A 26817-nucleotide genomic window follows, 5' to 3' on the forward strand; every position below is an offset into this window, starting at 1 on the left:
TCGGTCCGGTTGTGCGATATGGGTGGTTGCGGTGAGCGGGTGGAACGGTTACGACCGCCCGACTGGCCAGCGGGCGCGCAGCGCCCGGGTCAGCCGGGACAACAACCCCTGCACGCCGCCGGGCGCGGCGATCATGACCACGATCAACGTGGCGCCGAAGATCGCCAGCGGCAGGTTGCCCTCCAGCCGCTGTGCCGCCGCCGGTGAGAGGGTGAACAGGTTGGTCAGGGAGTGGGTCAGGTCGGGCAGGGCGACCAGCAGGACGGCGCCCCAGGCCGCCCCGGCGAGTCGACCGAGACCGCCGATGACCACCGCCATCAGCAGGAACAGCGACAGCGTCAGGCCGAACGCGCCGGGTGACACGCTCTGCGCGAGCACCGCCAGCAGGGCGCCGCCGAGGCCGGCACTGGCCGCGCTCACCACGAACGCGACGACCTGGGTACGCGCCACGTGGATACCGGCCAGGCGGGCCGCTACCTCGTCGTCGCGTACCGCCCGGAAGGCCCGGCCGTAGCGGCTGCGGACCAGGTTCGCCAACAGCACCAGGCAGCTCAGGGTCGCCGCGGCGGCCACCCAGAGCTGCCACCGCTCATGCGGGAAGTAGCTGCCCAGCCCGGCCGGGGCGGGGGCCACCGGCACCGCCAGACCCTGCTCGCCGTTGAAGACCCCGTCGAAGGTGACGGTCAACGCCGGCACCACCACGGCCACCGCGAGGGTGAGCCCGGCCAGGTACGGCCCGCGCAGTCGGGCGGCGGCGACCCCGACGACCGCGCCGACGACGACGGTGGCCAGCACCGCCACCACCAGCGACACGATCAGCCACCCGCCGGCGGTGAGGCCCCGCTCGGCGAAGGCGTTCTGCACCAGGGCGAGGGTGTACGCGCCGGTGGCCATCAGCGCGCCGTGTCCCAGCGAGAGCTGCCCGCATAGCCCGGTCAGCACGGTCAGCCCGGCGGTGGCGCAGAGGTACGCCGCCACGGTGGCCAGCTGGAAGTTGCGGAACGAGTCGAGCTGGTAGCTGACCAGCAGCACCAGCAGCGCGACGCCGGCCGCGACGGCGAGATGGCGTACCACGGTCGGCAGCGACCGACCGGGCCGGGCGGAATCGGCGGCGGCGTGCCGGGCCTGCGGCGCCGCCGCGCGGGTGGCGCTCACACCCGCCTCGCGGTGACCGGGGCGAACAACCCGCCGGGACGCAGCAGCAGCACCGTCAGCAGCAACGCGAGCACCGCGAGCGGGATGAGATCCCCGCCGGCGTAACCGCTGACGTAGGACAGCAGCAGGCCGACCCCCAGACCGCCGACGACCGCGCCGGGCGGACTGTCCAGCCCGCCGAGCACCGCGGCGGTGAACGCGGAGACGAAGACCAGGTCCATCGCGTGCGGATGCAGCCCCAACTCGGTGGGGATGACGAGCATCGCGGCCAGGGCACCGACACCCGAGGCGAGCGCCCAGCCCAGGGTGAGCATGCCGCCCACGTTCACGCCGAGCAGTCGGGACACCTCGGGGGCGAACGCGGCGGCGCGCATCCGCAACCCGATCGCGGTCCGGGTGAAGACCCAGACGAGGGCCGCGCCGACCACCCCGACGGTGGCGAAGACGAACAGGTCGTACGGGGACAGCACGGCGGTGCCACCGACCGTCAACGCGGTCCGGCTGAACGGTGTTTGAGCGGGCAGGTACTCGTTGCCGTACACCATGCCGAGGACCGCCTGGATCAGCAGGACCAGCCCGAGCGCGACGATCACCGGATTGAGTGGTGACCGGTGGTCCACCAGCCGCATCACGGCGATGTCCACGACCGCGCCGAGCAGCAGGCCGGCGAGCAGCGCGGCGCCGAAGCCGAGCCAGTACGAGCCGGTCGCGGCGGTGACGCTGTACGCGACGTACGCGGCGGCCACCGCCATCGCGCCCTGGGCGAAGTTGACGATCCGACCGGCCCGCCAGATGAGCACCAGGGCGAGTGCGAACGCGGCGTAGACCGCGCCCCTCGACAGGCCGTCGAGGGTGAGGAACAGGAAGCGGTCCACGGTCCTCCTTGCGCTCTTCAGAATCCGAGGTAGGCGTGGCGCAGGTCGGCGTCGTCGCGCAGCCGGGCGGCCGGTGCGGCCAGGGCGACCCGTCCGAGCGACATCACGATGCCCTGGTCGGCGACGGCCAAGGCGCTGCGCACGTTCTGCTCGACCAGCAGCACGGTCAGCCCGGTGTCGTCGCGCAGCCGGCGCAGCAACGCCATGGTCTGGGCCACCACGCGGGGAGCCAGGCCGAGCGACGGTTCGTCCAGCAGCAGCAGGCGGGGCCGGCCGACCAGGGCCCGGCCGAGGGCCAGCATCTGCCGTTCGCCACCGGAGAGCTGGTGGCCGAGGTGTCGCCGCCGTCGGGCCAGGGGCTCGAACAGCTGGTAGACCTCGTCGAGGGCGTGCCCGGCGGCGGTGCGGTCCCGCCGCCACAACGCGCCGAGGCGCAGGTTCTCCTCCACCGTGAGTTCGCCGATCACGCCGCGCCCCTCCGGCACGTGCGCCATGCCCCGCCGGACGAGTTGCTCGACCGGGGTGCCGCGCAGGTCACGGCCGTCGAGGAGGATCCGACCGGCGGTCGGGCGCAGCATGCCCGACAGGGTGCGCAGCAGCGTGGTCTTGCCGGCACCGTTGGCGCCGATGACCGCGGCGATGGTGCCGGTGGGCACCCGCAGGTCGACGTCGTGCAGCACCGGCACCGGCCCGTAGCCGGCGGCCAGGGCCTCGACGGTGAGCAGGTCCCCGCCCACTACGCGGCCTCGTCGACGGCCGCACCGAGGTAGGCGTCCACCACGGCCGGATCCTCGCGGACCGCCTCGGGCGACCCGGTGGCGACGACCCGTCCGAAGTCGAGCACCACGATCCGGTCACAGACCGCCATGACCAGGTCCATGTGGTGCTCGACGAGCAGCACCGCGCAGGGGTCGGTGGCCCGGTGCGGCAGTTGCCGGATCAGCTCCGCGAGGGTGTCCACGTCCTCGGCGCCGAGGCCGCCGGCCGGCTCGTCGAGCAGCAGCAGCCGGGGGCGGGCGGCCAACGCACGGGCGAGCGCGACCCGCTGGCGTACCGCGAACGGAAGGGTGTCCGGCGCGGCGTCGGCGTACTCCGTGATGCCCAGGTCGGCCAGGACGGCGTGGGCGTGCTCGCGCAACCGGCGTTCGTCGCGGTCGCTGCGGGGCAGCCCGAGCAGCGCCGGCAGCAGCCCGGTGCGGGCGGTGTGGCTGGCCCCGGCCATCACGTTCTCCAGGACGGTGAGCCCGGCGAACAGTCCGGTGCCCTGCAGTGTCCGGGCGATGCCCAGCCGGGTCAGCCGGTGTGGTCGCGGTCGCAGCGGTCGGCCGTCGAGGGTCAGCGTGCCGGTGTGCGCGGTGACGAAGCCGCACACGACGTTGAACAGGGTGGTCTTGCCGGCCCCGTTGGGGCCGATCACCCCGACCACCTCGCCCGGTCCGACCGTCAGCGAGACGTCGTCGAGGGCGGTCAGGCCGCCGAAGCGGACGCCGACCTGGTGCAGTGCGAGACCGTCCGCCATCAACCCGCCCCTCGCCGCACGACCAAACTTATTACACTCGGAGTGTACGTTTCTCGCGTGTTTCGTCAACACCCTCGATGCCTGGTTGTTACCTACCGGTACAGCGATTCGTGACGCCGTCGGCGGTGCCCGGTCCGGGCAGGTCGACCAGCCGGGCCAGGGCCTCCCGGTGCCGGTCGGCCGTGCCGAAGGCGATCGCGGTGCTCTTGGCCCGCTTGAGGTAGAGATGGGCCGGGTGTTCCCAGGTGAAGCCCAACCCACCGTGCAACTGGACGCAGGTCTCCGCCGCCCGGACCGCCACCGGACCGCAGTACGCCTGTGCCAGCGCGGCGGCCAGCGCCGCCTCCGAACCGACCGCCCGCCCGTCGGCTGGCGCGGCGCCGAGGAGGTCGGCCGCGTACCGGGCCACCGCCCGGGCCTCGGTCAGCTCCACCCAGAGATCGGCCAACCGGTGCTTGACCGCCTGGAACGAGCCGACCGGCCGGCCGAACTGGTGGCGCTGCCGCACGTAGTCCACCGTCGTGTCCAGACACCACTGCGCCACCCCGACCTGCTCGGAGGCGAGCAGCGCCGCGCCCGCCGTCAACGCCGCCGTGATCGCCGTCGCGGCCACCGCGCCCCGGGCGACCGGGTGGGTGGGTGCGGCGGTGAACTCGAGGTCGACGAGCGGTCGGGTGGCGTCCAGCGACACCACGGGAGTCCGGCGTACCGCCGGGTCGGCGCCGTCGACGGCGTACAACCCGTCGGCGGCCGGAACCAGCAGCAGGCCGTGCGGGACGGTGTCGGCCACCCCGAGCACCCGGCCGGACAGCGTCGGACCGGGCCCCAGCGTGACCGGCCCCGGATCCGCGTCGGGCGCGGTGGCCAGGCCGACGGCCAACGCCACGTCGCGTTCGGCGGCGGCGACCTGGCGCAGCAGGGTGGACTCACCGCAGGCGAGCAGCGCGCGGGTGGCCACCACGGTGCCCAGGAAGGGCACCGGCGCGACCGCCCGGCCCAGTTCCTCCAGCACCACCGCGACCTCGCGGAAACCGGCCCCGGCGCCACCGTGCTCGACGGGCACCGCCAGGCCGGTCACCCCGGTCTGGTCGACCAGCCGGCGCCACAGCGCCCCGTCGTACGGCTCGTCCACGTCGACGGCCGCGAGGATCCGCTGCCACGGCGCGTGCGCGGCCAGCAGCGCGCGGACGCTGTCGCGCAGCGCCTCCTCGTCGGCGTCGTAGAGCAGGTCGGTCATCGGTCCACCCGAGGCTCGGCGGGCAGCCCGAGCACCCGCTCGGCGATGATGGTGCGCAGGATCTCCGACGTGCCACCCTCGATGGAGTTGCCCCGGGCGCGCAGGTAGCGGTAGGTGGCGGTGCGGCCGAGCAGGTCCGGGGCCGACGGACGACGCATCGTCCAGTCGTCGTGCCGCAGCCCCTCGGCGCCGCGCAACTCCACCTCCAGACCGCTGATCCGCTGGCTCAGCTCGGCGAAGGAGAGCTTCACCGCCGAGCCTTCGGGTCCGGGCTGGCCGGCGGCGATCAACTGCCGCAGCCGCAGTGCGGCCAGCCGGGCGGCCTCGGCGCGTACCCACGCGCGCAGCACCTGCGTGTGCAGGCCGCCGGTGCGCAGGTCCGGTCGTTCCCGCCACAACCGGGCCAGCACCCCGACCATCCCGCCCTCCCGGGGCAGCGGCCGCCCGCCGATGGCGACGCGTTCGTTCATCAGGGTGGTGCGGGCGATCCGCCAACCGTGCCCGACCTCCCCGATCCGGTGGGCGTCGGGTACCCGGACCCCGGTCAGGAAGACCTCGTTGAACTCCGCCTCGCCGGTGGCCTGCCGCAGTGGCCGCACCCGCACCCCCGGCGCCGTCATGTCGCAGACGAAGTAGGTCAGCCCGTGATGCTTCGGTGCCGCCGGGTCGGTGCGGGCCAGCAGGATCGCCCAGCGCGCCTCGTGGGCCAGGGACGTCCACACCTTCTGGCCGTCGACCACCCAGTCGTCACCGTCGCGCACCGCCCGGGTACGCAGGCTTGCCAGGTCGCTACCGGCGTCGGGCTCGCTGAACAGCTGGCACCACACCTCCTCGCCGGTCCACAGCGGTCGCAGCCAGCGCTGGCACTGCGCCTCGGTGGCGTGCCGCAGCAGGGTGGGCGCGGCCATGCCGAGCCCGATGCTGTTGCGCCGGGGATGGTTGTCCGGCGCGCCGGCCTCGGCGAAGGCGTCGTCCACCACGGTCTGCAGGTGCGGCGGCGCGCCCAGGCCACCGCGACCGGGCGGGTGGTGCACCCAGCCCAGTCCGGCGTCGAAGCGGGCGCGCAGGAAATCGGTGCGATCACCGCTCGGGTCGTGCGTCCGCAGGAACGCGGCGACCAGCCGGCGCAGCCCGTCGGCCGTGTGGTCGGACACTCACCACCTCCAAATTCTTGCACTGCCAATGCAATATACGACCGCCGGTCCACGGGACGGAAGACCGGCGGCCGGATGGAGCCCGGGGCGGGCGCGACGCGACCGCCCCGGTCAACCTCAGTGCGGGCAGGTGTTGCGGTACTCCTCGATCGCCAGGCCACTCGGACCCGGGCAGAGGAACTGCTCGTACCGGGTGTCGTCGTCGACGAACCGCTTCAGCCAGGCCACCATCTGCTTGGCGGTGGGGGTGTTGACCGTGTTGGGGAAGAAGTGACCCTCACCGTTGAGTTCGAGGTACGCCTTCTCCGCCGAGGCCGGGATGCTGTTGTAGAACGGCTCGGAGTGCGACGAGACCGAGGCCACGGTGTCGTTCTCGCCGCCGACGATGAGCGTCGGCACCCGCAGGTTCGACCAGTTCTTGTCCAGGTTCCACGGCGCCAGTGGCACTGCGGCCTGCAACGACGGCCGGCTCGCCGCGGCCTCCAGGCTGCCGCCGCCGCCCATCGAGTGTCCGGCCACGGCGAGCCGGCTGGCGTCGATCCGGCCGCGCACCGAACTGCGCTCGGTCAGGTAGTCCAGCGCGGCCAGCAACTGCCGGCCCCGGCTGCTCGGCTGGTCGAACCGGGTGATGGTGTCGATGCCGATGACCACGAAGCCGTGCGAGGCGATCCGTGGGCCCAGCCAGTCCAGGCTCGACCAGGAGGCGGTGTAGCCGGGCGAGATGGCCACCGCGCCGAAGGTGCCGGCCGTGGTGGTGGTCGGGTAGTAGATGACGCCGCCGCCGAAGCCGCTGACCAGCGAGGAGACGCTCGTCGACGAGGTGGCGAAGGGGCCGCGGCTGGCCTCCAGGATGGCGTTGGTCGGCGCCGGGCCCCGCTCGTACGGGTTGGCGGCCTGGGCCGGGGACGAGGTGGCGACGACGCCACCGGTGGCCAGGACGGCGGCCATCGCCAGCCGGGCCAGGAGGGAGACGGAACGGGGACGGGTGGTGGTGGTAGATCGCACGTCGGATACTCCCTTGGGTTGGAGTGGTATCGACTGCGATCAGTGTTTGGGGCGCTCCGCCAGCACCGCATCGGCAAAATCACCAGTCCCGGCGCCGTCGGTGGAGCGCGATGCGTCCACCGACGACGCCGGTGGCCTCACAGCACGGTGCAGAGGGTGCCGTTGAGCCGGAAGGCGGTCGGTGTCACGTTCGGCCCGCTGTACTCGCCGACGAAGCCGGCGCTCGTGCCACCCTCGGCGGGTATCCGACGGTTGTCGTCGGTGCCGGTGACCCGGACGGTGGTGCCGACCTGTTCCCAGGTCGCGCTCCAGCCGCTGCCCACCCGCTGCCACGTCGTCGGCCAGGTCCAGGTCAGCGTCCAGCCGTCGATCGCGGTGTCCGAGTTGTTGACGATGTCGACGTTCGCCACGTAGCCGTTGCCCCAGTCCGTGGTCCGGGTGAAGCGGACGCCGCAGCTGCTGGTGGCCGGGCTGCCGGTGGTGAAGGTCAGCGGCGGCGACGCCCACGAGACCCGGCCCGCAGTGTCCCGGGTCAGCACGTTGACCGTGTACCTGCGCCCGGGGACGAGGTTGTCGACGGTGAGCGAGGTGTCCGAGGTCTCGCCGAGCTGCTCACTTACCGCGCCGTACTGCCGGTGCACCTCGTACTTGGCGATCGGGCTCGCGCCCCGGGTCGCCGCCGGCCAGGAGATCGTCGCGGTCCGGTCGGTGACCTCGGTGGCAGTGGGCTGCCCCGGCGCGCCGGGGTGCCCGGTGGCCGGGGCAGCCGACTGCACCACGAGCGTGGTCAGGGAGTACGGCGGCAGCGTCCGACTGGTCGCGCTGCCGGACCGGCTGGTGGTGATGGCGGTGGCCCCGTTGGTGTGGGTGTGCACCGTCGGCTCCCCACTCGACGGGGCGAAGCCGGCGTAGTCGATGCTTACCTCCCGGGCGTTGTCCGGGTCCCGGTTCACCAGCAGCACCGCGACCTCGCCGTTGGACCGGCGTACCGCGTGCGCGGCGACCGACGGCTCGTCGCTGGCCGCCCGGATGAACTGGTCGCCGGTGCGGGCGAAGCGGCTCATCATGGTCAGCCCGTGATACGCGGCGAAGGGTGTGTTCAACGGCGGCTCGCAGACCGATCCGTCCGAGGTGCAGGTGCCGCTGGAGAGCATGCCGAAGTCACCGTAGTCGGTCTGCCCGGCCACGGTCGACACCTGCCCGATGCCGTTGCGCACGTTCCACCAGTGGACGGTGAACACACCGTTGGCCAGCAGTCCGCTGTACGCGTCGGCGAGGAACAGCGCGGCCGGCTGGCTGGTCATCCCCTGGGAGGTGACGTTCACCTCGGTGAGGCTGATGCCGATGCGACCGGAGTCCGGCCCGGCGTACCTGGTGATCTGTTCCCGCAGCAGCTGGACCGCGTCGGTGATGTGGCTGGTGCGGGGCAACGACTCGGCGGCGCTGCCGCCCGGGTACCAGTGCACGTCGACGAAGTCGATCTTCTGGCCGGCGATGGACAGCACGGTCTGGTTCCACGGGCCCGGGTCGTCGCCCGCGGTCAGCCCGTCGGGCCAGTTCGCGGGCATGGTGAGCACCGCACCGACCTTGATGCTCGGATCGACGGCCTTCATCGCGTCCGCGTACTCGACCACGAGATTCGCGTAGTAGGTGGCGCTCTTGTCGGGGTGGTGGTCGGCCTCCCACGCCGACCCGTAGTGCCCGTTGCCGTAGTTCTCGTTGCCGACCGCCCAGTACCGGGCGTCGTAGCCCTTCGTCACGTTGGCGTACCGGACCCACTCGGCCGCTTCCTCCGGCGTGCCGGTGCCGTAGTTCGCGATGATCATGGGCTGCGCGCCGGCCCGCCGCACGCCGGCCATGAAGGTGTCGAAGTCGGTGCCGGGGGCGACGTAGCCACCCGGCGCGGTGTGGTCCCGCCAGTGGTAGATGTCGGCGTAGGAGCCGCCGGGATAACGCATCATCTGCACACCGGCCGCCCGCAGCAGGTCCGAGGTCTCGGTGGTGCCCAGCTGCGAGTCCCAGATGGCGTGGTTGACACCGAGGGCGGTGTCGGGCACGGTGGCCAGCCCGGCCCGCGCGTTCACCGTCACGTCCACCGGCGTGGTGGCCGCGACGGCGGTGGGCTGGTCGATGCCGACGAGTGCGGCGGCGCCGAGTAGCAGGCCCACCAGCGCAAGGGCCCGCGCGCGCCGGGGTGGGGTCGGGGGTCGAACTCCGTGCCGGTCCGAGATTTCCATGATCTTCCTTCGCGGTCACGCGGAGATCCACCGGTCCCGAGCCCGACGTGCCGGGCTCGGGACCGGTGGAACAGAGACGAATCCGTCCTCGACCGTCGTCCCCCGGAACCGTGGCGGCCCCGGTTGCCCATCGGGCGACGGTCACTCACACGCGCGACAACGCATCGGCGTCCAAGAATCCCACAGCAACGGGCCCGGCTCAACGCCCGGTTCACTGCTCGGAACCAACTGTAAGGTTTATGAACAGTTGGTGTTACCATCATGTCCGTCGATGAGCGCTCCGCCCTTCGACGTCCCCTCCCCCCTGGAAAGGAGTGATCGCATGTCGAGATGGCGCGCCCTGGCCGCGTTCGCGGCACTGACGCTCACCGGCGCGCTGCTGGCGGTCATCCCGTCGACCGCCGCCTCCGCCGCAGCCTGTGCCACCGGGTGGCGGTCCACCGCGGTCTACACCTCCGGCATGCAGGTGTCCCACAACGGCCGCAACTACCAGGCGAAGTGGTGGACCCAGAACGAGGCGCCGCCCGGCACCACCGGGGTCTGGCAGGACCTGGGCGCCTGCGGCGGCAGCACCCCGCCGCCCACGGGCGGCACCTGCAACCATCCGAACTGGACCGCCGGCACCTGGTACCCGGCCGGCAGCATCGTGCGGTACACCAACGGCCAGTACTACATCGCCGAGCACGACAATCCCGGCTACGACCCGATCATCAGCACCTGGTACTGGGACCCGTACACCTGCTCGGGCACGCCGCCCACCAGCAGCCCGCCGCCGGTCAACCCGGGTGGCTTCGTGGTCAGCGAGGCCCAGTTCCACCAGATGTTCCCGAACCGCAACTCCTTCTACACGTACTCCGGGCTGGTCAACGCGCTCAGCGCCTACCCGGCCTTCGCGCGCACCGGTAGTGCTACGGTGCAGCGGCAGGAGGCGGCGGCCTTCCTGGCGAACGTGTACCACGAGACCGGCGGCCTGGTGCACATCGTGGAGCAGAACACGGCCAACTACCCGCACTACTGCGACAGCGGCCAGCCGTACGGCTGTCCGGCCGGGCAGGCCGCGTACTACGGGCGGGGGCCGATCCAACTGAGCTGGAACTTCAACTACAACGCGGCCGGCAACGCCCTCGGGCTGCCGCTGCTGACCAACCCGTGGCTGGTGCAGACCGACGCCGCCGTGGCCTGGAAGACCGCCATCTGGTACTGGATGACGCAGAACGGGCCCGGCACGATGACCGCGCACACCGCGATGGTCACCGGAGCCGGCTTCGGCCAGACCATCCGCAGCATCAACGGCTCGATCGAGTGCAACGGCGGCAACCCCGCCCAGGTGCAGAGTCGGGTCACCCGGTACCAGCAGTTCGTGGGCATCCTCGGGGTGCCCGCCGGAGCGAACCTCTACTGCTGATCCCCGGCTCCGGTGCCGCCGCCCACCGTGGCGGCACCGGACCGGTCAGCCGACCTTCGGGGTGGCCCGGTCGATGATCGCGGCGAAGTCGACGCCGGCCGGCAGCGTGCCGTAGGCATGTCCCCGGTCACCGCCCAGCCGGGACGCGCAGAAGGCATCGGCGACCGCCGGGTGACCGTGGCGCACCAGCAGCGCGCCCTGCAACACCAGCGCCAACTGTTCGACCACCCGACGGGCGCGTACCTCCAGATCGGCCGGATCGGCCAGGGCGGCCCGCACCTGGCGGACCGCGGCGTCGAGCCGGGCGTCGGCGCCCGCGGCGGCGTCCACCTCCGACTGGAACGCCCCCAGCACCTCGGGCTGGCCGGCCAGCGCCCGCAGCACGTCCAGCGCGGCGACGTTCCCGGAGCCCTCCCAGATGGAGTTGAGCGGCGACTCGCGGAACAACCGCGGCATCCCGGACTCCTCCACGTAACCGTTGCCACCCAGGCACTCCAGGGCCTCCGCGGCGTGACCGGGCCACCGCTTGCAGACCCAGTACTTGCCCACCGCGAGGGCGATCCGCTTGAACGCCGTCTCGGCCGCGTCGCCCCGCGCGGACCGGTCGGTCGCCCCGGCCAGGCGCATCATCAGTACGGTGGCGGCCTCGGACTCCACCGCCAGGTCGGCCAGGACGTTGCGCATCAGGGGCTGGTCCACGAGGTAGCGGCCGAACGCCCGCCGGTGTGCGACGTGATGCGCGGCGGTGACGACCCCGTGCCGCATGCCGGAAGCGGCACCGATCACGCAGTCCAGCCGGGTCAGGTTCACCATGTCGATGATGGTGCGCACGCCCCGGCCCTCGTCGCCGACCCGCCAGGCCACCGCCTCGTCGTACTCCACCTCGGCAGAGGCGTTGGAGCGGTTGCCGAGCTTGTCCTTGAGCCGCATCAACCGCATCGGGTTGCGGGTGCCGTCGGGCAGCACCCGGGGAACCAGGAAGCAGGTGAGCCCGCCGGGCGCCTGGGCGAGAGTGAGGAAGAGGTCGCACATCGGCGCGGAGGTGAACCACTTGTGCCCGACCAGCCGGTAGCTGCCGTCGGCCGTCGGGCGTGCCGTGGTGGTGTTCGCCCGCACGTCCGACCCGCCCTGCTTCTCGGTCATCGACATGCCCGCCAGCAGCCCCCGCTTGCCCTGCGGCTCCCGCAGCCCGAAGTCGTAGCTGCGGGCGGTGAGCAACGGTTCGTAGCGGGCGGCCAGGTCTGGGGCGTGCCGCAGCGCGGGCACCGCCGCGTACGTCATCGAGATCGGGCAACCGTGACCGGCGTCGGGCCGCCAGACGTGGAACTTCGCGGCCCGGGCCACGTGCGCGCCGGGCCGCTCGTCGCCCCAGGGCGCGGCGTGCAGGCCGTGCGTCACGGCGGTACGCATCAGCTCGTGCCAGGAGGGGTGGAACTCCACCTCGTCGACGCGGTGTCCGTAGCGGTCGTGGGTCCGCAGCACCGGCGGATGGTCGTTGGCCAGCCGGCCGTGCTCGATCGCCCGTTCGGTGCCGGCCAGCCGGCCGAGTTCACGCACCTCGGCCAAGGCCCAGTCGGCACCCTCCCGGGCCAGCGCGTCCAGCAGCGCGGGCTCGTCCGCCGTGTCGTGGCCGACCAGCGGCGGCACCTGGTTGAACACCTCGTGTGTGCTCACGACGGGACTCCCAACGCGCGGTGGATGAAGGTGGTCAGGCCGCCGATGGTGTCCGGGCCGGCGACACCGGCGGCCAGTGGGCCCACCATCGCCTCGGCCAGTGCGCCGACCACAGCGGTGGAGGTCAGCTCGGGATCCTGCGCCGGCAGCTCACCGCCGGCCACGCCGTCGGCGATGTAGCCCGCCAGCAGCGCCGCGTGGGCCCGCCGGAAGACCAGCCGCTGCGCCTCCACCGCCGGATCGACCGGCTCGGCGAGCAGGGCGTACGCCAGTCGTGGCGACCGTAGCGCCCGGCCGGCGAAGGTCTCGATGACGGCCCGGACCCGCGCGGCGGCGGTGTGCTCGGCGGTGGCGGCCCGGGTGACGGCGTCGATCTCGCGCTGGCTGGCGGTACGGAACACCTCGGCGAAGAGGTCGGCCTTGGCCGGGAAGTGCCGGTAGACGCTGCCGGTGGCCAGCCCGGCCCGCTCGGCGACCGCCGCGACCGAGCAGCCGGCGTAGCCGTGCTCGGCCAGGATGCCGAGGGCGGCGTCCACGATCCGCTCGCGGGAGGCGGTCAGCCGCGCCCGCACCCGCTCGGTACTCCGGTACGCCACACCAAGAATTGAATCACCATTCATTTCTTGCCGGCAAGCGCCCACCCGACGGCAGGTGACCGCCGCACGGCACGACCCGCGCCGGGTGCGCCTCAGACGGCTACGGTCACAGGTCGTACGCCTGCGCGAGCTGCTTGCGCAGCGCCTCGACGAAGGGCCGCAGCTCGGCATCGAGGACGGCCGCTTCGTCCGGGGCCACCACGACCGAGGCGTCCCGGTAGGGCAGTTGGGAGATCACCTGGTGCCGCCGTCCCGGTGCCGGATGGCTGGCCAACAGTGACGCGTGCTCGCGGATGGTGAGCTGACGCAGCATCGGCAGCTGCCCTGCCCGCTGCGTACGGGTCGTGGCGATGGCCCGCCGCCAGACGTCCATCGCGCCTCCCGGCGTTCCGTACGCGGTGACGAGAGGCGCCAGCACCGGCGACAGCACCAAGACGTCGATCATGCTGAGAGCCGCGGTGCTGCCCGCCGCACTCGACGCCATCGCATCGGCCCGCACCTCCGCTCGACGCCCCTCCCGGGCGTCGAGCGTGTTCATCGCGAGGTGTACGACGAATAGCAGCCAGCTGACGGCGCCCCCCACCACCTGCCAGAGGGTGTAGAAGAGGGCGTGGACACCCGCCAGCTCCCTGTCGTGCGCGTCCCCGTGCGGCGGCCGGGTCGCGGTCGCGAGCACGCCGAAGAAGGTCCGGGCCGGCTGCGTCAGCAGACGCCGGCGCGAGTCCGCCCAGCGGAAGTGCCCGAGTTCGTGACCGATCAGTGCCACCGTCTCCTGTGGCGTCAGGCCCACGAGCAGCGGGACACCGAGCAGCAGCACCCGGGTCCTGCGCACCCCGACGACCGCCGCCCCTGCGTTCCAGTCGTTGTTGAGCACTATGACGTCGGGCTTCGGTGCGTCGACGGCGTCGCCGACCCGCTCGACCAGACGGTGCAGCGCCACCTGCCGCTGCGCAGTCAGCCGGTAGGCGCCCCTGACAACCTGGCGGACGCTGCCCAGGCGGGGGCGCAACGCGTAGGCGACGGCGGCGAGCAGCAGCGGCAGAATCAACGGCCCCTCGCCGTCGACCAGCAGCCACCCGGCGGCAGCCAACGCACCTACCGGGATGAGCACCAGCACGCCGGAGACCAGACCGAGCAGCAGGAAGGCAGGTGTCAGCCGGGAGTGGGAAACATCCTCCTGCGTTGCCATCCGGGCAAGGCGGCGATCCGCCCGGAACCCCGCCCGGCGATCGAGCCGTTCGATGGACCGGCCGAGACGACCGGCGGCACCCGAAGCGGCGACGTCGAGGTTCCACTCGCAACGCCCACACCAGGGTGGCTGGTCCACGACGGTCTGCAGCTCTGTGCTGGAGCAGTTCGGGCAGGAGCCGACCCGAGGGTCGGAGGGGATGCGGTCACGCGCGATCGGCACCGCGACAGTGTGATCAACTGCGCTATCCCAGTCAACGGCGCGGTGACCACCGCCGGGCTTCGGTGGTACCTGTCGGCGCGCGTATCAGGGCAGCGGCTTGGCGAACCAGTGGTGGGCGTACGGGTTGTCGTTGTAGCGCGGGATCTCCTGGTAGCCCTCGGCGCGGTAGAGCCGCATCGCCTCGGTGAGGGTGCGGTTGGTGTCGAGACGGATGCTGGTGGCACCGGCCGCCGCGGCGTTTTGCTCCAGTTCGCCCAGCAGGCGACGGCCGACGCCGAGCCCGCGTACCGAGGCCGACACCCAGAGGCGCTTGATCTCGGCGGGCTCGCCCGCAGGCAGCCGCAGCCCACCGCAGCCCACCGCCTCGGTCGAGATGGTGGCGACCAGGAAGAGGCCGGACGGCGGCACGAACTCCCGCTCGTCTGCGCCGCCCTGGCCCAGCTCGAAGCCGATGTCGAAACGCTCGGTGAGTTCCCGCGCGTACGCCCGCAGGCAGGCGCGGGCCCGCGGCTCACCGGGATGGCAGGGTCCGATGGTGACCAGCGACGCCGTCAGCAGGCGCTCGACCTCGGTCATGGCGCGGGTGAGCCGGGCGCGTTGGCCGTCGGTGAGCGGCGCGAGGACCGACCAGGCCAGCTCGTCGGACCTGCCGTCCAGCAGGTGCCACTCGGCACGGCCGGCGTCGGTCAGGCGGACGGTCCGCACCCGACCGTCCCCCTCGGCTGGCCCCACCCGGACGAGGCCCGCGCCCTCCAACGTCCGCAGCAGCCGGCTGAGGTAGCCGGCATCGAGATCCAGCCGGGTCCGCAGGGCCGCGACCTCGGCACCGCCGGGGCCGATCTCCCAGAGCAGCCGCGACTGCGCCAGGGGCCGGTCGCGGGCGAGATAGCTGTCGTCAAGCGCGCCGACGCGCTGGGTCACCGTGCGGTTGAAGCGCCGCACCACGTCCACGAGTGCACGATCCACGATTGCTGACTTTAGTCAGATATTCGGGCGACGGACACCCGCCGGCGCCGAGCTGCCGGACGAGCGGTGCAGGGTCGGCACCGCAAGGGCCGTCAGCCCGGTCACGGCCAGCACGCCCGCGCAGCCGTACAGCACCGCCGCGACGTCTGTGGCCTCCGCTACGAGACCGAACGCGTTGGCCGTCACCAGCAACGGCAGGCTCTGGACCAACACCAGCACGGACTGCACCCGGGCCAGGTGGGTGAGCGGCGTGGCGGCCAGGACCAGTGGACCGACGTGTGTGGCGAAGCAGCCGGAACCGACCCCGACGAGCACACCGGCCAGGACGGCCGGCGACGGAGTGCGGCCGGCCGCGAGAATGATCACGCCAAGGGCGGCCACCAGCAGGCCCACGGCAGCCACCATGCCCGGCCGGCGGGACGCGCCGCGCAGCAGGACACCCACCCCGACTACCGCCGTACCCGCCGCCATCGCCGCGACGACCGCGCCCGCGGCCGACGGCGACCAGCCCCGCTGCCGGGCCAGCAGCGGCACCAGCAGCGTGCCGACCGGCAGCAGAAATCCGGCGACGACGCCGGTCACCAGCAGCGCCGCCCGCAGCACCGGCACCGACCAGGCGAGGCGCAGCCCGTCGAACGCCGCCGATGCCGGCGACCCCGAACCCGTCCCGCCGTCACCAGCCGTCCGGGCGTCACGCGACCGCCCGTGATTCGTCCCAGCCTTGAGCGCGTCCGGTGACCGCTCGGCGGCGGGCCGGACGACCAGCAGGGCCGCCAGCATCGCCAGGAAGGTGGCGGTGTTGGTCAGGGCCGCCCCGGCGAGCCCGGCCACGCCGAGCAGCAGGCCACCCAGCGGCGGGCCGGCGAACAACGCGAGCTGCCCGGCGAGTTGCCGGGCCGACATCGCGCGGGCCAGCACGTCCGGGGGCACCAGCCGGCGCGGCATCGAGCCCGAACTCGGCAGCTGGAAGGCGTCCACGGTGCCGATCGCCAGCGCGGTGAGCAGCAGGGGCAGCCGCAGATCGAGCGTCGACCACGCGGCCGCCGCCAACGCCACGGTGACCACGATCATCGCCGCGTTCGAGGCGATCAGGACGAGCCAGGCGCCGACCCGGTCCGCCACCGCACCACCCACCAACAGCAGCAGCACCCGGGGCAGCACGATCGCGGTCGGCACCAGAGCGGCGAACCGAGCCCCCTGCCCGGCCGCCGCCCAGGCCATCGCGAACGCCATCGCCTGCACACCGACCAGACTCAGTGCGGTACCACCCAGCCACGCCCAGTACGTACCCGGCACCATCGCCCGGTCACCACTCGCCGCCACCACCATGAACCCCCGTCGCCGACCGCCCGACCGGTCTCGGTGCAGCGCCGGCCAGTCGCCTTCGGCACCCTCCGACCTCGACCCGGTCGAGGGTCAATTCGGGTCCCCCCGGCCGGGCCCGTTCCCGACGTCTTGCGGTGGCCATAAAAGGCCGCGTATGTTAGCGATAACATCGATGGACTTGGCGTAGCCGCCACCGCAGCAGAACGCGCCGCGTCCGGTCGACGCGCGCTGCGCGCCGCGCGTCGACGTCATCGCACAGCTCCTCGCCGCCCGGTCGGCCACCACCCCGCCGGGTCGGGCGGCGCTCCCCCATGCCACCACGGAGGTCGTGATGCCCCACCCGTCCCTCAACCGTCGACACGTGCTCCGGGCTGCCGGCGCGGCCGCCGTCGCCGCCGCCGTCGGCCCCGCGCTGGGCAACAGCACGGCCAGTGCCGCGCTATCCCCGGTGCGGCCCGACCTCGGCGTCTCCGCGTACGCCTTCGAGCCGGGCCAGGTGCGGTTGACCGCCAGCCGCTGGCTGGACAACCAGAACCGCACGGTCAACTACCTGCGCTTCGTCGACGTCAACCGGCTGCTCTACAACTTCCGCGCCAACCACCGGCTGTCCACCGCCGGCGCCGCTGCCCTCGGCGGCTGGGAGGCACCCAACTTCCCGTTCCGCACCCACTCCCAGGGGCACTTCCTGAGCGCCTGGTCGTACCTGTGGGCCGTGCTCGGCGACACCTCCTGCCGGGACAAGGCCAACTACATGGTGGCCGAGCTGGCCAAGTGCCAGGCCAACAACGGTGCCGCGGGCTTCAACACCGGCTACCTCAGCGGCGTCCCCGAGTCCGACTTCACCGCGGTGGAGAACCGCACGCTCAACAACGGCAACGTGCCGTACTACGCCATCCACAAGACCCTGGCCGGGCTGCTCGACGTGTGGCGGTACATCGGCAACAACCAGGCCCGCGACGTCCTGCTGGCGTTCGCCGGCTGGGTGGACTGGCGCACCAGCCGACTGAGTTCGGCGCAGATGCAGGCCATGCTGGGCACCGAGTTCGGCGGGATGAACGCCGTGCTGACCGACCTGTACCAGCAGACCGGCGACGCCCGCTGGTTGACCACCGCCCAGCGGTTCGACCACAACGCCGTGTTCAACCCGCTGGCGGCCAACTCCGACCAGCTCAACGGGCTGCACGCCAACACCCAGGTACCGAAGTGGATCGGCGCGGCCCGCGAGTTCAAGGCCACCGGCACCACCCGGTACCGGGACATCGCCAGCAACGCGTGGAACATGACGGTGAACGCGCACACCTACGTCATCGGCGGCAACAGCCAGGCCGAACACTTCCGGGCACCCAACGCCATCGCCAGCTACCTGCGCAACGACACCTGCGAGGCGTGCAACACGTACAACATGCTCAAGCTGACCCGGGAGCTGTGGCTGCTGGATCCGAACCGGGCCGGGTACTTCGACTTCTACGAGCGCGCGCTGCTCAACCACTTGATCGGAGCGCAGAATCCGGCCGACAACCACGGCCACATCACGTACTTCACCCCGTTGAACCCCGGCGGGCGGCGGGGCGTCGGGCCGGCGTGGGGCGGCGGCACCTGGAGCACCGACTACAACTCCTTCTGGTGCTGCCAGGGCTCACAACTGGAAACCAACACCACCCTGATGAACTCGATCTACTTCCACAACGACACCACGCTCACGGTGAACCTGTTCATGCCCTCGGTGCTGACCTGGTCGCAGCGCGGCATCACCGTCACCCAGAGCACCACCTACCCGGTCAGCGACACCACGACCCTCACCGTGACCGGCGACGTCGGCGGGTCGTGGACGATGCGGATCCGCATCCCGGCCTGGACGCAGGGCGCGACGATCAGCGTCAACGGCGCCGCGCAGAACATCACCACCACCCCGGGCACCTACGCCGCCCTCACCCGATCCTGGGCCTCCGGCGACACGGTGACGGTGCGGCTTCCGATGCGGGTCATCGTGCAGCCGGCCAACGACGACCCGAACGTGGTGGCCCTGACCTACGGCCCCGCGGTGCTCTCCGGCAACTACGGCAACACCGCGCTCTCCGCCCTGCCCGCCCTGGCCACCACCTCGGTCAACCGGACCAGCACCTCGGCGTTGGCCTTCACCGCCACCGCCAACGGCGCCACGGTCAACCTGATCCCGTTCTACGACGCACACGGGCACAACTACACCGTCTACTGGAACGCCAACGGCCAGTCCCCGGGCACCGGGACGGCGACGTTCCGGCTCGCCAACGTCGCCAGCGGCCTGGTGCTCGGCATCGAGAACATGTCCACCACCGACGGGGCGCCCGCGTTGCAGTGGGGCGACAACGGCACCGCCGACCACGACTGGCAGCTGGTCGTCGACGGCAACGCGGTGAAGTTCCGCAACGCCAACAGCGCCAAGGTGCTCGGCGTGCAGAACATGTCGACCGCCGACAACGCACAGGTGCTGCAGTGGTCCGACACCGGCACCGCCGACCACCGGTGGACGATCGTGGACGTCGGCGACGGGTCACACAAGATCCGCAACGGGCACACCGGCAAACTGCTCGCCACCCTGAACGGTTCCACCGCCCAGGGCGCCCGCGTCGTGCAGGATCCGGACAACGGCACGCCGGACAACCAGTGGCGGTTCGTGCCCAACGGTGCCCGCCGCATCCAGAACCTGGCCACCGGTCTCGTGCTGGGCGTGCAGAACATGTCCACCGCCGACGGCGGACTGGTGATCCAGTGGGGTGACACCGGCACCGCCGACCACCTCTGGACCGCGATCGTGGACAGTGGCGGCTACCTGCGGCTGCGCAACTCCCACAGCGGCAAGGTGCTGGGCGTGGAGAACGGCAGCAGCGGCAACGGCGCCCGGGTGGTGCAGTGGGCCGACAACGGCGCGGCCAGCAACCGCTGGCGGCTGCGGTACGCCGCGAACGGCTACTTCCGGATCCAGTCCGCCAACGGCGGGCGGGTCCTCGGTGTCACCGGGGCCTCGTCCAGTCAGGGTGCCCAGATCGTGATCTGGGACGACAGCGGCGCGGGCGACCACCGCTGGCGCTTCATCTGAGCTGACCCGCCGTCACCGAGGCCGCCGCGCGCCACCCATCACGGGTCGTGTCCGGCGGCCTCGGCCGTCGTCCCGGGACCGCCTACACATCCACCATCATCGCTTGATGACGTTATCGATAACATGCTAGCTTCGGGCACGGAGCAACGGGCACGCTCCTGTTCGAGGCCACCGGTCACCGGGCCGAGGCGGTCACCCCGCCGACCCCCGCCCGGCGGCCTGTCCGGGTCGCACCCGCGAGACGCCGCGCGCTGTCCATCCGCGCGGAAGGGCACGCCTCGACGGCACACATCCTCGCGCACCTCGGAGAACGGCCGCCGTCATCGGCGACCGGCACACCTCGAATCACCGCACAACCCGGGCGATCCACGTTCGGGCCGATTCGCCGTGCCTGGATCCGGACATCCGGGCCCGGGACAACGGCACTCGAGCGCTGATTCGCGGCGGCACTCCGAACCACCACCATCGAAAGGGCACGTCGATGACAACCAGAACCACCGGAGGCAGGGGCGTGGGCGTACGGCCGCGTACCGTGCTGATGTCCGTCGCGGCCGGTGCCGCGCTGCTCGTCTCCACCGCGCTGGTCGCGCCCTCCGCCCACGCCGCCGCCAGCACCCTCGGCGCGGCGGCGGCGCAGAGCGGCCGCTACTTCGGCGCCGCCACCAACTCGTTCCAGCTCTCCAACTCCGCCTACACCACGATCCTCAATCGCGAGTTCAACTCGATCGTGGCCGAGAACGAGATGAAGTGGTACGCCAACGAACCCCAGCAGAACGTCTTCAACTTCAGCGCCGGTGACCGCCTCGTCGCACACGCCCGGGCCAACGGGATGTCCGTACGTGGTCACACCCTGCTCTGGCACGCGCAACAGCCCGGTTGGGCGCAGAACATGTCCGGCACCGCGCTGCGCAACGCGGCGATCAACCACGTCACCCGGGTGGCCAGCCACTACCGGGGGCAGATCCACTCCTGGGACGTGGTGAACGAGGCGTTCGCCGACGGCGGCAGCGGCGCGCGGCGCGACTCGAACCTGCAACGCACCGGCAACGACTGGATCGAGGCCGCGTTCCGCGCCGCCCGCGCGGCCGACCCGGGCGCCAAGCTCTGCTACAACGACTACAACACCGACGGCATCAACGCGAAGTCGACCGGCATCTACAACATGGTGCGCGACTTCAAGCAGCGCGGCGTACCCATCGACTGCGTCGGCTTCCAGTCCCACCTGGGCACCACCCTCGCCAGCGACTACCAGGCCAACCTGCAACGCTTCGCCGACCTCGGCGTGGACGTGCAGATCACCGAACTGGACGTCGCCCAGGGCGCCAACCAGGCGAGCATCTACGAACGGGTCACCCGGGCCTGCCTGGCCGTGACGCGCTGCACCGGAATCACGGTCTGGGGCGTCTGGGACGCCGCCTCCTGGCGAGATGACAACCCGCTGCTGTTCGACGGCAACGGGAACAAGAAGCCCGCGTACACCTCGGTGCTCAACGCGCTGAACAGCGTCAGCGGACCGAACCCGACCACCGCGCCGCCGACCACCACCGCCCCACCGCCGGGTGGCGGCGGCTGCTCGGCGTCGGTGTCGCTGAACTCGTGGAACGGCGGCTTCGTGGCCACCGTCCGGGTCACCGCCGGCAGTGCCGCGATCCGCGGCTGGACCGTACGGATCACGCTGCCCGGCGGCGCGGCGGTCACCGGCACCTGGAACGCGCAGGCCAGCGGCAGCACCGGGACGGTGAACTTCGGCAACGTCAGCTACAACGGCCAGGTCGGCGCGGGCGGCAGCACCGAGTTCGGCTTCCAGGGCACCGGCGTCGGCCCATCCGCCACCCCCACCTGCACCGCAACCTGACCACTCCCCCGACCCCACCCCGACCCCACCCCCACCCCACCCCACCGGTTGATCAAGAAGTTTTGGTCGCGTCCAGCACGTAGGCCGACCAAAACTTCTTGATCAACTCTTCGGAGGGTTCCGGGGGTGGGGTGGGTGGGGTGGGTGGGGTGGGGTCAGCGGCGGGGAGGTGGGGCTACGCTTCGGCGGGCGACCAGGGTCGGGGCGATGGTCCGGCGCAGGGCACCGCCGCTCACCGACTCGATCTGGGTGAGCAGCATCTCCAGGCTCGCCCGTGCCACCGCGCCGAAATCCGGTCGTACGGTGGTCAGCGGCGGAATGAAGTAGGCGGCCTCGGGCACGTCGTCGAAGCCGACCACGCTGATGTCGTCCGGCACCCGGCGGCCGTGCTCGTGCAGGGCGCGCAGCACTCCGAGGGCCAGGTGGTCGTTGGCGGTGAAGACGGCGGTGACGTCGGGCATCCGGGCCAGCATCTGCCCGCACCGGTAGCCGGCCGCCGCGGACCAGTCCGCCGGCACCAGCGGTGGGATCTCCGCCCCGGCCGAGGTCAAGGCCTCCCGCCAGCCCTCGATGCGGCCGGCGCTGTCGAACCAGTCCGACGGGCCGGAAACGTGCCAGACCGTCCGGTGGCCGGCGTCGAGCAGGTGCTGGGTGGCGGCCCGGGCGCCGGCGGCCTGGTCCACGGTCACCAGCGGCATCGGTCGGTGCGGATCACCGTCGACGGTCACCAGCGGCACGTCCTTGGGCAGGCGCTCCAGCGCCTCGCCCGCCGACTCCACCGGCGCGATCACCACGATACCGGCGACCCGGTGCGCCAGATGCCGCTCGACCACCGCGGAGATCGACCGATGGTCGAGGTCACGCACGCTACCCACACTGACCGCGAAACCGGACTCGGCGGCCGTCTGCTCCAGCGCGGCCAGTAGCGAGGCCGGACCGTAGAGGGTGGTGTTCTGCGCGACCACGCCGATCACCTGGGATCGGCCGGTGACCAGCGCACGGGCCGCCCGGTTCGGACGGTAGCCGAGCTCGGCGATGGCCGCCTGGACCCGCAGCCGGGTCTGCTCCCGCACGTTCGGGTGCCCGTTGAGCACGCGTGAGACCGTCTGGTGGGAAACACCGGCGAGGCGGGCCACGTCCGTCATCGCAGGATCGCGTACGGCCATCTCACACTCCCCGCAATCCAGTCATCGCCGCAGCCCGTCGGCGATGACTGGCACGGCTCAGGTACAAAGATCCCCTCGCGCGGTGCCCACGCCGGCCGTGCCGTCCGGGTGGAGAGCGCTAGATCACGCACAGTCTAGCGCCAGCAGCCGCCCCGGTGACCGCCGACCCGACCGCAGCTTCCGGCAGGTCCTTCTGTTAACGGTCACACCCGTAACTTCCCTGGCGTGTCAGCTGCCCGTGTCAACACTCCGGTGCGGCTGCACGAGCGGCAACTGACAATTTACAGGCATTGATGATAGCGATAACATTCCTGTCATCGGAATGGCATCTGCCGACACGGCGCGGCGGGAGCCATGCGGGGCCCGCAACGGCGTGACGACCAGCGATGTCCGGGCCTGGCACATCGGCGTCCCGGACGACTGCACGCGTACGTGGGCGGCGTTCGCCGGATCCGCGCAGGGTTCCACCCGGCCGCCCCGCCGCACGCCGCCACGACGGCGGGCCGCACCGACCACCACACCGACACAAGGAGGAATCCAACGTGCGTAGCGCGAGAAGGTGGCTGACCGCCGCCCTCGGCATCCTGACGGTGACGCTCGCCGCGAGCTTCGCCGACGGGGTCGTCTCCCCCAGGCCGGCGCAGGCGCTGAACAACGGCGTCGCCCGTACCCCGCCGATGGGCTGGAACACCTGGAACACGTTCGGCTGCAACATCAACGAGACGCTCATCCGCCAGATGGCCGACGCGATCGTCAACCACGGTCTGCGCGACCTCGGGTACAAGTACGTCGTCGTCGACGACTGCTGGTTCAACCCGGACCGGGACGCGCAGGGCAACCTCCAGGCCCACCCGCAGCGGTTCCCGAGCGGCATGAAGGCCCTCGGCGACTACCTGCACTCCCGGGGCCTGCTGTTCGGCATCTACCAGGGGCCGCTGGACCAGACCTGCGCCCAGTACTTCGACTCCTTCCCCGGTTCCACCGGCAGCCTCGGACACGAGTACCAGGACGCCAGGCAGTTCGCCGCCTGGGGCGTGGACTACCTCAAGTACGACTGGTGCTCCCCCACCGGCACCATCAACGACCAGGTGGCGCGGTTCAGCGTCATGCGCGACGCGCTGGCGGCCACCGGACGGCCGATCGTCTACAGCATCAACTCGAACAGCATCCACGAGAAGACCGGGCCGCAACGCAACTGGAGCGACGTGGCCAACCTCTGGCGGACCACCGAGGACATCACCAACACCTGGGACAGCGGCCAGACCAACGGCTACCCGATGGGCATCCAGAACATCGTCAACGTCAACGTGCCACTCGCCGGCTACGCCGCACCGGGGGGATTCAACGACCCGGACATGTTGGAGGTCGGCAACGGCGGCATGAACGACACCGAGATGCGCAGCCACTTCGCGCTGTGGTCGATGATGGCCGCGCCGCTGATGATGGGCAACGACCTGCGCTCGGCCAGCACCGCGACGCTCGACATCCTGCGCAACCAGCACCTGATCGCGATCAACCAGGACACGTTGGGGTTGCAGGCCGTCCAGGTCTCGCACGACGGCACCCGGCGGATCCTGGCCAAGCGGCTAGCCAACGGTGACGTCGCGGTCGCCCTGTTCAACCAGGGCAACTCCACCACGACGATCTCCACCACGGCGGCGGCGATCGGCAAGACCGGCAGCTCGTTCACGTTGCTCAACGCGTGGACCGGCGGCACCTCCACGACCACCGGGACCATCTCCGCGAGCGTGCCGGCACACGGCACCGTGGTGTACCGGGTCAGCGGCGGCGGCACCACCAACCCGCCGGTCCCGAGCACCTTCCGGCTGCGCAGCGAGTCGGCCGGACGCTGCCTCGATCTCGACAACTCGAACACCGCGAACGGCACGGGCACCCTGATCTGGGACTGCCACGGCAACCCCAACCAGCAGATCACCCAGAACGGCCAGACGTTGCGGATCCTCGGCAAGTGCCTGGACGTGCCGACGAACGCGACGAACGGCACCCGGGTGCAGGTCTGGGACTGCAACGGCGGCACCAACCAGCAGTGGACGCTCAACAGCAACGGCACGGTGAGCAACGGCCGCTTCCCCTCGCTGTGTCTGGACGTCAACGGCGCCGGTACGGCCAACGGAACCGCGGTCATCCTCTGGTCCTGCCACGGCAACACCAACCAGCGGTGGAGTCGGGCATGAGGACCGCCCGGCAGTCGGGGGCACGCGACGTGACGTCGCGTGCCCGCACCACCTCGCATCCTGGCGGTGCCGCATGATGCCGCGGCCCGCCCGTCGAAGCGCCCCGGCACTCCGGCGCCTCGTCGCCGTGCTCGCGAGCGCGGCCTGCACGATCGCCCTGCTACCCGGCCTCGCGCGGGCCGACAATCCGATCGTCCAGCACATCTACACCGCCGACCCGGCACCGATGGTGCACGACGGCCGGGTCTACCTCTACACCGGACACGACGAGGACGGCTCCACCTACTTCACCATGCGTGACTGGCGGGTCTTCTCCTCGGCCGACATGGTGAACTGGACCGACCACGGCACGCCGATGAGCCTGGCCACCTTCGCCTGGGCGGACGCCAACGCGTGGGCCGGGCACGTCATCGCCCGCAACGGGAAGTTCTACTGGTACGTGCCGGTCCGGCAACGCTCGAACGGGCAGATGGTCATCGGGGTCGGGGTCGCGGACAGCCCGACCGGGCCGTTCCGGGACGCACTCGGCCGTCCGCTGGTCGGCAACGGCGAGATCGATCCGCACGCGTTCATCGACGACGACGGTCAGGCGTACCTGTACTGGGGCAACCCGAACCTGTGGTACGTGCGGCTCAACCCTGACATGATCTCGTTCTCCGGCGGACCGACCCAGATCCCGCTGACCACGGGGGGCTTCGGCACCCGCACCGGCAATGCCAGCCGGCCCACCCTCTACGAGGAGGGGCCGTGGGTCTACAAGCGCAACGGGATCTACTACAACGTGTTCGCGGCGGAGTGCTGCTCGGAGTTCATCGGCTACTCGACGGCACCCGGCCCGACCGGGCCGTGGACGTACCGGGGAACGGTGATGCCCCGGCAGGGCTCCAGCTTCACCAACCACCCCGGCGTGATCGACTTCGCCGGTGGGTCGTACTTCTTCTACCACAACGGTGCGCTGCCCGGCGGTGGCGGGTACACCCGGTCGGTCGCGGTGGAGAAATTCACCTACGGCTCCAACGGGACAATCCCCACCATGAACATGACCACCTCCGGGGCACCCCAGGTCGGCACGTTGAACCCGTACGTGCGCCAGGAGGCGGAGACGATCGCCTGGGGTTCCGGTATCGAGACCGAGCCGTCCAGCGAGGGTGGCATGAACGTCGGCTGGATCGACAACGGCGACTACATCAAGGTCAAGGGGGTTGCCTTCGGTACCGGCGCGACCACCTTCTCCGCGCGGGTCGCCTCAGCCACCAGCGGCGGCCGCATCGAGGTACGGCTGGACGGCGCCAGCGGCCCACTGGTGGGCACCTGCACGGTGGCCGGCACCGGTGGGTGGCAGACCTGGACCACCACCAGTTGCGGGGTGAGTGGCGCCACCGGTACGCGCGATCTCTACCTGCGTTTCGCCGGCGGCAGCGGCAGCCTGTTCAACGTGAACTGGTGGCAGTTCGCCGGGGGCGGCAGCGCACCGACGGCCTACCGGATCGTCAACCGCAACAGCGGGCAGGTCGTCGACGTCCAGCAGCCGAACCTCGACAACCTCGCGGTGATCGGTCAGTGGAGCAGCAACGGCAACGCCTGGCAGCAGTGGCGTTTCCTCGACGCCGGCAGCGGCAACGTACGGCTGCAGAGCGTGCACAGCGGCAAGTGCGTCGACGTGCGCGACGTCTCCACGGCCGACGGTGCGCAGATCATCCAGTACACCTGCCACGACGGCCTGAACCAGGTCTTCAGCTGGCGGTCGACCGGCGACGGCTACCACCAGTTGGTCAACGTCAACAGCAACAAGTGCCTGAACGTGGTCGGCGGCTCCACCGCTGCCGGTGCCGCCCTGGAGCAGCGTACGTGCGGCTCCGCGGCCAGCATGCAGTGGTCCCGCGCCGCCTGAGCCACAGGTAGCAGAGAACGGACGGGTGCCGGGTGGGATCTTCCCACCCGGCACCCGCATGTCCCCCGGCTGCC

General features: G+C 71.5%; 19 protein-coding genes. 5 read left to right on the plus strand and 14 right to left on the minus strand.

What is annotated here, in order from left to right; translation table 11 throughout:
* Window positions 1-48: 48 nt before the first annotated feature.
* The 8 genes from O3597_RS11885 to O3597_RS11920 form a co-directional block, all read right to left on the minus strand.
* Window positions 49-1155, minus strand: coding sequence for a branched-chain amino acid ABC transporter permease (locus O3597_RS11885; RefSeq protein WP_164447089.1), 1107 nt, complete (start codon window positions 1153-1155; stop codon window positions 49-51).
* Window positions 1152-2030: a branched-chain amino acid ABC transporter permease gene (locus tag O3597_RS11890; RefSeq protein WP_164447090.1), complete on the minus strand. Its 879-nt coding sequence runs from the start codon at window positions 2028-2030 to the stop codon at window positions 1152-1154. The genes O3597_RS11885 and O3597_RS11890 overlap by 4 nt, the downstream gene beginning before the upstream one ends.
* A gap of 17 nt (window positions 2031-2047) precedes the next feature.
* Window positions 2048-2767 carry an ABC transporter ATP-binding protein gene (locus tag O3597_RS11895; protein ID WP_164447091.1) on the minus strand — a complete coding sequence of 240 codons (720 nt, stop codon included), beginning with the start codon at window positions 2765-2767 and terminating at the stop codon, window positions 2048-2050.
* Window positions 2767-3549: an ATP-binding cassette domain-containing protein gene (locus O3597_RS11900; protein WP_164447092.1), complete on the minus strand. Its 783-nt coding sequence runs from the start codon at window positions 3547-3549 to the stop codon at window positions 2767-2769. Before O3597_RS11900 ends, O3597_RS11895 begins: the two co-directional genes overlap by 1 nt.
* 88 nt (window positions 3550-3637) lie before the next feature.
* Window positions 3638-4786 (minus strand): acyl-CoA dehydrogenase family protein, encoded by a 1149-nt coding sequence (locus O3597_RS11905; RefSeq protein WP_281604182.1) that lies wholly within the window; start codon window positions 4784-4786, stop codon window positions 3638-3640.
* Window positions 4783-5940: an acyl-CoA dehydrogenase family protein gene (locus O3597_RS11910; protein WP_281604183.1), complete on the minus strand. Its 1158-nt coding sequence runs from the start codon at window positions 5938-5940 to the stop codon at window positions 4783-4785. Before O3597_RS11910 ends, O3597_RS11905 begins: the two co-directional genes overlap by 4 nt.
* A gap of 117 nt (window positions 5941-6057) precedes the next feature.
* Window positions 6058-6888, minus strand: coding sequence for an alpha/beta hydrolase (locus tag O3597_RS11915; RefSeq protein WP_164447383.1), 831 nt, complete (start codon window positions 6886-6888; stop codon window positions 6058-6060).
* 194 nt (window positions 6889-7082) lie between these two features.
* Window positions 7083-9182: a cellulose binding domain-containing protein gene (locus tag O3597_RS11920; RefSeq protein ID WP_281604184.1), complete on the minus strand. Its 2100-nt coding sequence runs from the start codon at window positions 9180-9182 to the stop codon at window positions 7083-7085.
* A gap of 322 nt (window positions 9183-9504) precedes the next feature.
* Here O3597_RS11920 and O3597_RS11925 point away from each other — a divergent pair, with 322 nt between their 5' ends.
* The gene (locus tag O3597_RS11925) at window positions 9505-10587 is read left to right on the plus strand and encodes a glycoside hydrolase family 19 protein (RefSeq protein WP_281604185.1); all 1083 of its coding nucleotides are present in this window, start codon (window positions 9505-9507) and stop codon (window positions 10585-10587) included.
* A 45-nt stretch (window positions 10588-10632) separates the two neighbouring features.
* Here O3597_RS11925 and O3597_RS11930 read toward each other — a convergent pair whose 3' ends face one another.
* The 5 genes from O3597_RS11930 to O3597_RS11950 form a co-directional block, all read right to left on the minus strand.
* On the minus strand, window positions 10633-12261 hold the full coding sequence (locus tag O3597_RS11930; protein WP_164447096.1) for an isovaleryl-CoA dehydrogenase: 1629 nt from the start codon (window positions 12259-12261) through the stop codon (window positions 10633-10635).
* Window positions 12258-12857 (minus strand): TetR/AcrR family transcriptional regulator, encoded by a 600-nt coding sequence (locus O3597_RS11935; protein ID WP_281604186.1) that lies wholly within the window; start codon window positions 12855-12857, stop codon window positions 12258-12260. The genes O3597_RS11930 and O3597_RS11935 overlap by 4 nt, the downstream gene beginning before the upstream one ends.
* Window positions 12858-12963: 106 nt before the next feature.
* Window positions 12964-14268, minus strand: a complete 1305-nt coding sequence (locus tag O3597_RS11940) for a M48 family metalloprotease (RefSeq protein WP_281604187.1) — start codon at window positions 14266-14268, stop codon at window positions 12964-12966.
* Window positions 14269-14352: 84 nt separating this feature from the next.
* On the minus strand, window positions 14353-15234 hold the full coding sequence (locus O3597_RS11945; RefSeq protein WP_281604188.1) for a helix-turn-helix domain-containing GNAT family N-acetyltransferase: 882 nt from the start codon (window positions 15232-15234) through the stop codon (window positions 14353-14355).
* A 15-nt stretch (window positions 15235-15249) separates the two neighbouring features.
* On the minus strand, window positions 15250-16557 hold the full coding sequence (locus tag O3597_RS11950; RefSeq protein ID WP_281604189.1) for an MFS transporter: 1308 nt from the start codon (window positions 16555-16557) through the stop codon (window positions 15250-15252).
* Between the two features lie 334 nt (window positions 16558-16891).
* Between O3597_RS11950 and O3597_RS11955 the strand changes: the two genes are divergently transcribed.
* Both O3597_RS11955 and O3597_RS11960 read left to right on the plus strand, forming a co-directional pair.
* Complete coding sequence (locus O3597_RS11955; protein WP_281604190.1) at window positions 16892-19636, plus strand: beta-L-arabinofuranosidase domain-containing protein; 2745 nt, start codon at window positions 16892-16894, stop codon at window positions 19634-19636.
* 481 nt (window positions 19637-20117) lie between these two features.
* Window positions 20118-21491, plus strand: a complete 1374-nt coding sequence (locus O3597_RS11960) for an endo-1,4-beta-xylanase (RefSeq protein WP_281604191.1) — start codon at window positions 20118-20120, stop codon at window positions 21489-21491.
* A 155-nt stretch (window positions 21492-21646) separates the two neighbouring features.
* On the opposite strand, the gene O3597_RS11965 is transcribed toward O3597_RS11960, so the two are convergent.
* Window positions 21647-22636, minus strand: a complete 990-nt coding sequence (locus O3597_RS11965; RefSeq protein ID WP_208020885.1) for a LacI family DNA-binding transcriptional regulator — start codon at window positions 22634-22636, stop codon at window positions 21647-21649.
* 698 nt (window positions 22637-23334) lie between these two features.
* Here O3597_RS11965 and O3597_RS11970 point away from each other — a divergent pair.
* Both O3597_RS11970 and O3597_RS11975 read left to right on the plus strand, forming a co-directional pair.
* Complete coding sequence (locus O3597_RS11970) at window positions 23335-24852, plus strand: ricin-type beta-trefoil lectin domain protein (protein WP_281604518.1); 1518 nt, start codon at window positions 23335-23337, stop codon at window positions 24850-24852.
* 127 nt (window positions 24853-24979) lie between these two features.
* Window positions 24980-26743 carry a family 43 glycosylhydrolase gene (locus O3597_RS11975; RefSeq protein WP_281604192.1) on the plus strand — a complete coding sequence of 588 codons (1764 nt, stop codon included), beginning with the start codon at window positions 24980-24982 and terminating at the stop codon, window positions 26741-26743.
* Window positions 26744-26817 lie beyond the last annotated feature (74 nt).

This window comes from Verrucosispora sp. WMMA2044 (genome assembly GCF_027497155.1).
Lineage (GTDB): Bacteria > Actinomycetota > Actinomycetes > Mycobacteriales > Micromonosporaceae > Micromonospora > Micromonospora palythoicola.

Excerpts from the sequence above, each read along its gene's own strand:
- O3597_RS11960 (WP_281604191.1), top strand. The coding sequence starts at position 20,118 with ATGACAACCAGAACCACCGGAGGCAGGGGCGTGGGCGTACGGCCGCGT.
- O3597_RS11955 (WP_281604190.1), top strand. The coding sequence starts at position 16,892 with ATGCCCCACCCGTCCCTCAACCGTCGACACGTGCTCCGGGCTGCCGGC.
- O3597_RS11925 (WP_281604185.1), top strand. The coding sequence starts at position 9,505 with ATGTCGAGATGGCGCGCCCTGGCCGCGTTCGCGGCACTGACGCTCACC.
- O3597_RS11915 (WP_164447383.1), bottom strand. The coding sequence starts at position 6,888 with ATGGCCGCCGTCCTGGCCACCGGTGGCGTCGTCGCCACCTCGTCCCCG.
- O3597_RS11965 (WP_208020885.1), bottom strand. The coding sequence starts at position 22,636 with ATGACGGACGTGGCCCGCCTCGCCGGTGTTTCCCACCAGACGGTCTCA.
- O3597_RS11905 (WP_281604182.1), bottom strand. The coding sequence starts at position 4,786 with ATGACCGACCTGCTCTACGACGCCGACGAGGAGGCGCTGCGCGACAGC.
- O3597_RS11920 (WP_281604184.1), bottom strand. The coding sequence starts at position 9,182 with ATGGAAATCTCGGACCGGCACGGAGTTCGACCCCCGACCCCACCCCGG.
- O3597_RS11970 (WP_281604518.1), top strand. The coding sequence starts at position 23,335 with ATGGGCTGGAACACCTGGAACACGTTCGGCTGCAACATCAACGAGACG.
- O3597_RS11900 (WP_164447092.1), bottom strand. The coding sequence starts at position 3,549 with ATGGCGGACGGTCTCGCACTGCACCAGGTCGGCGTCCGCTTCGGCGGC.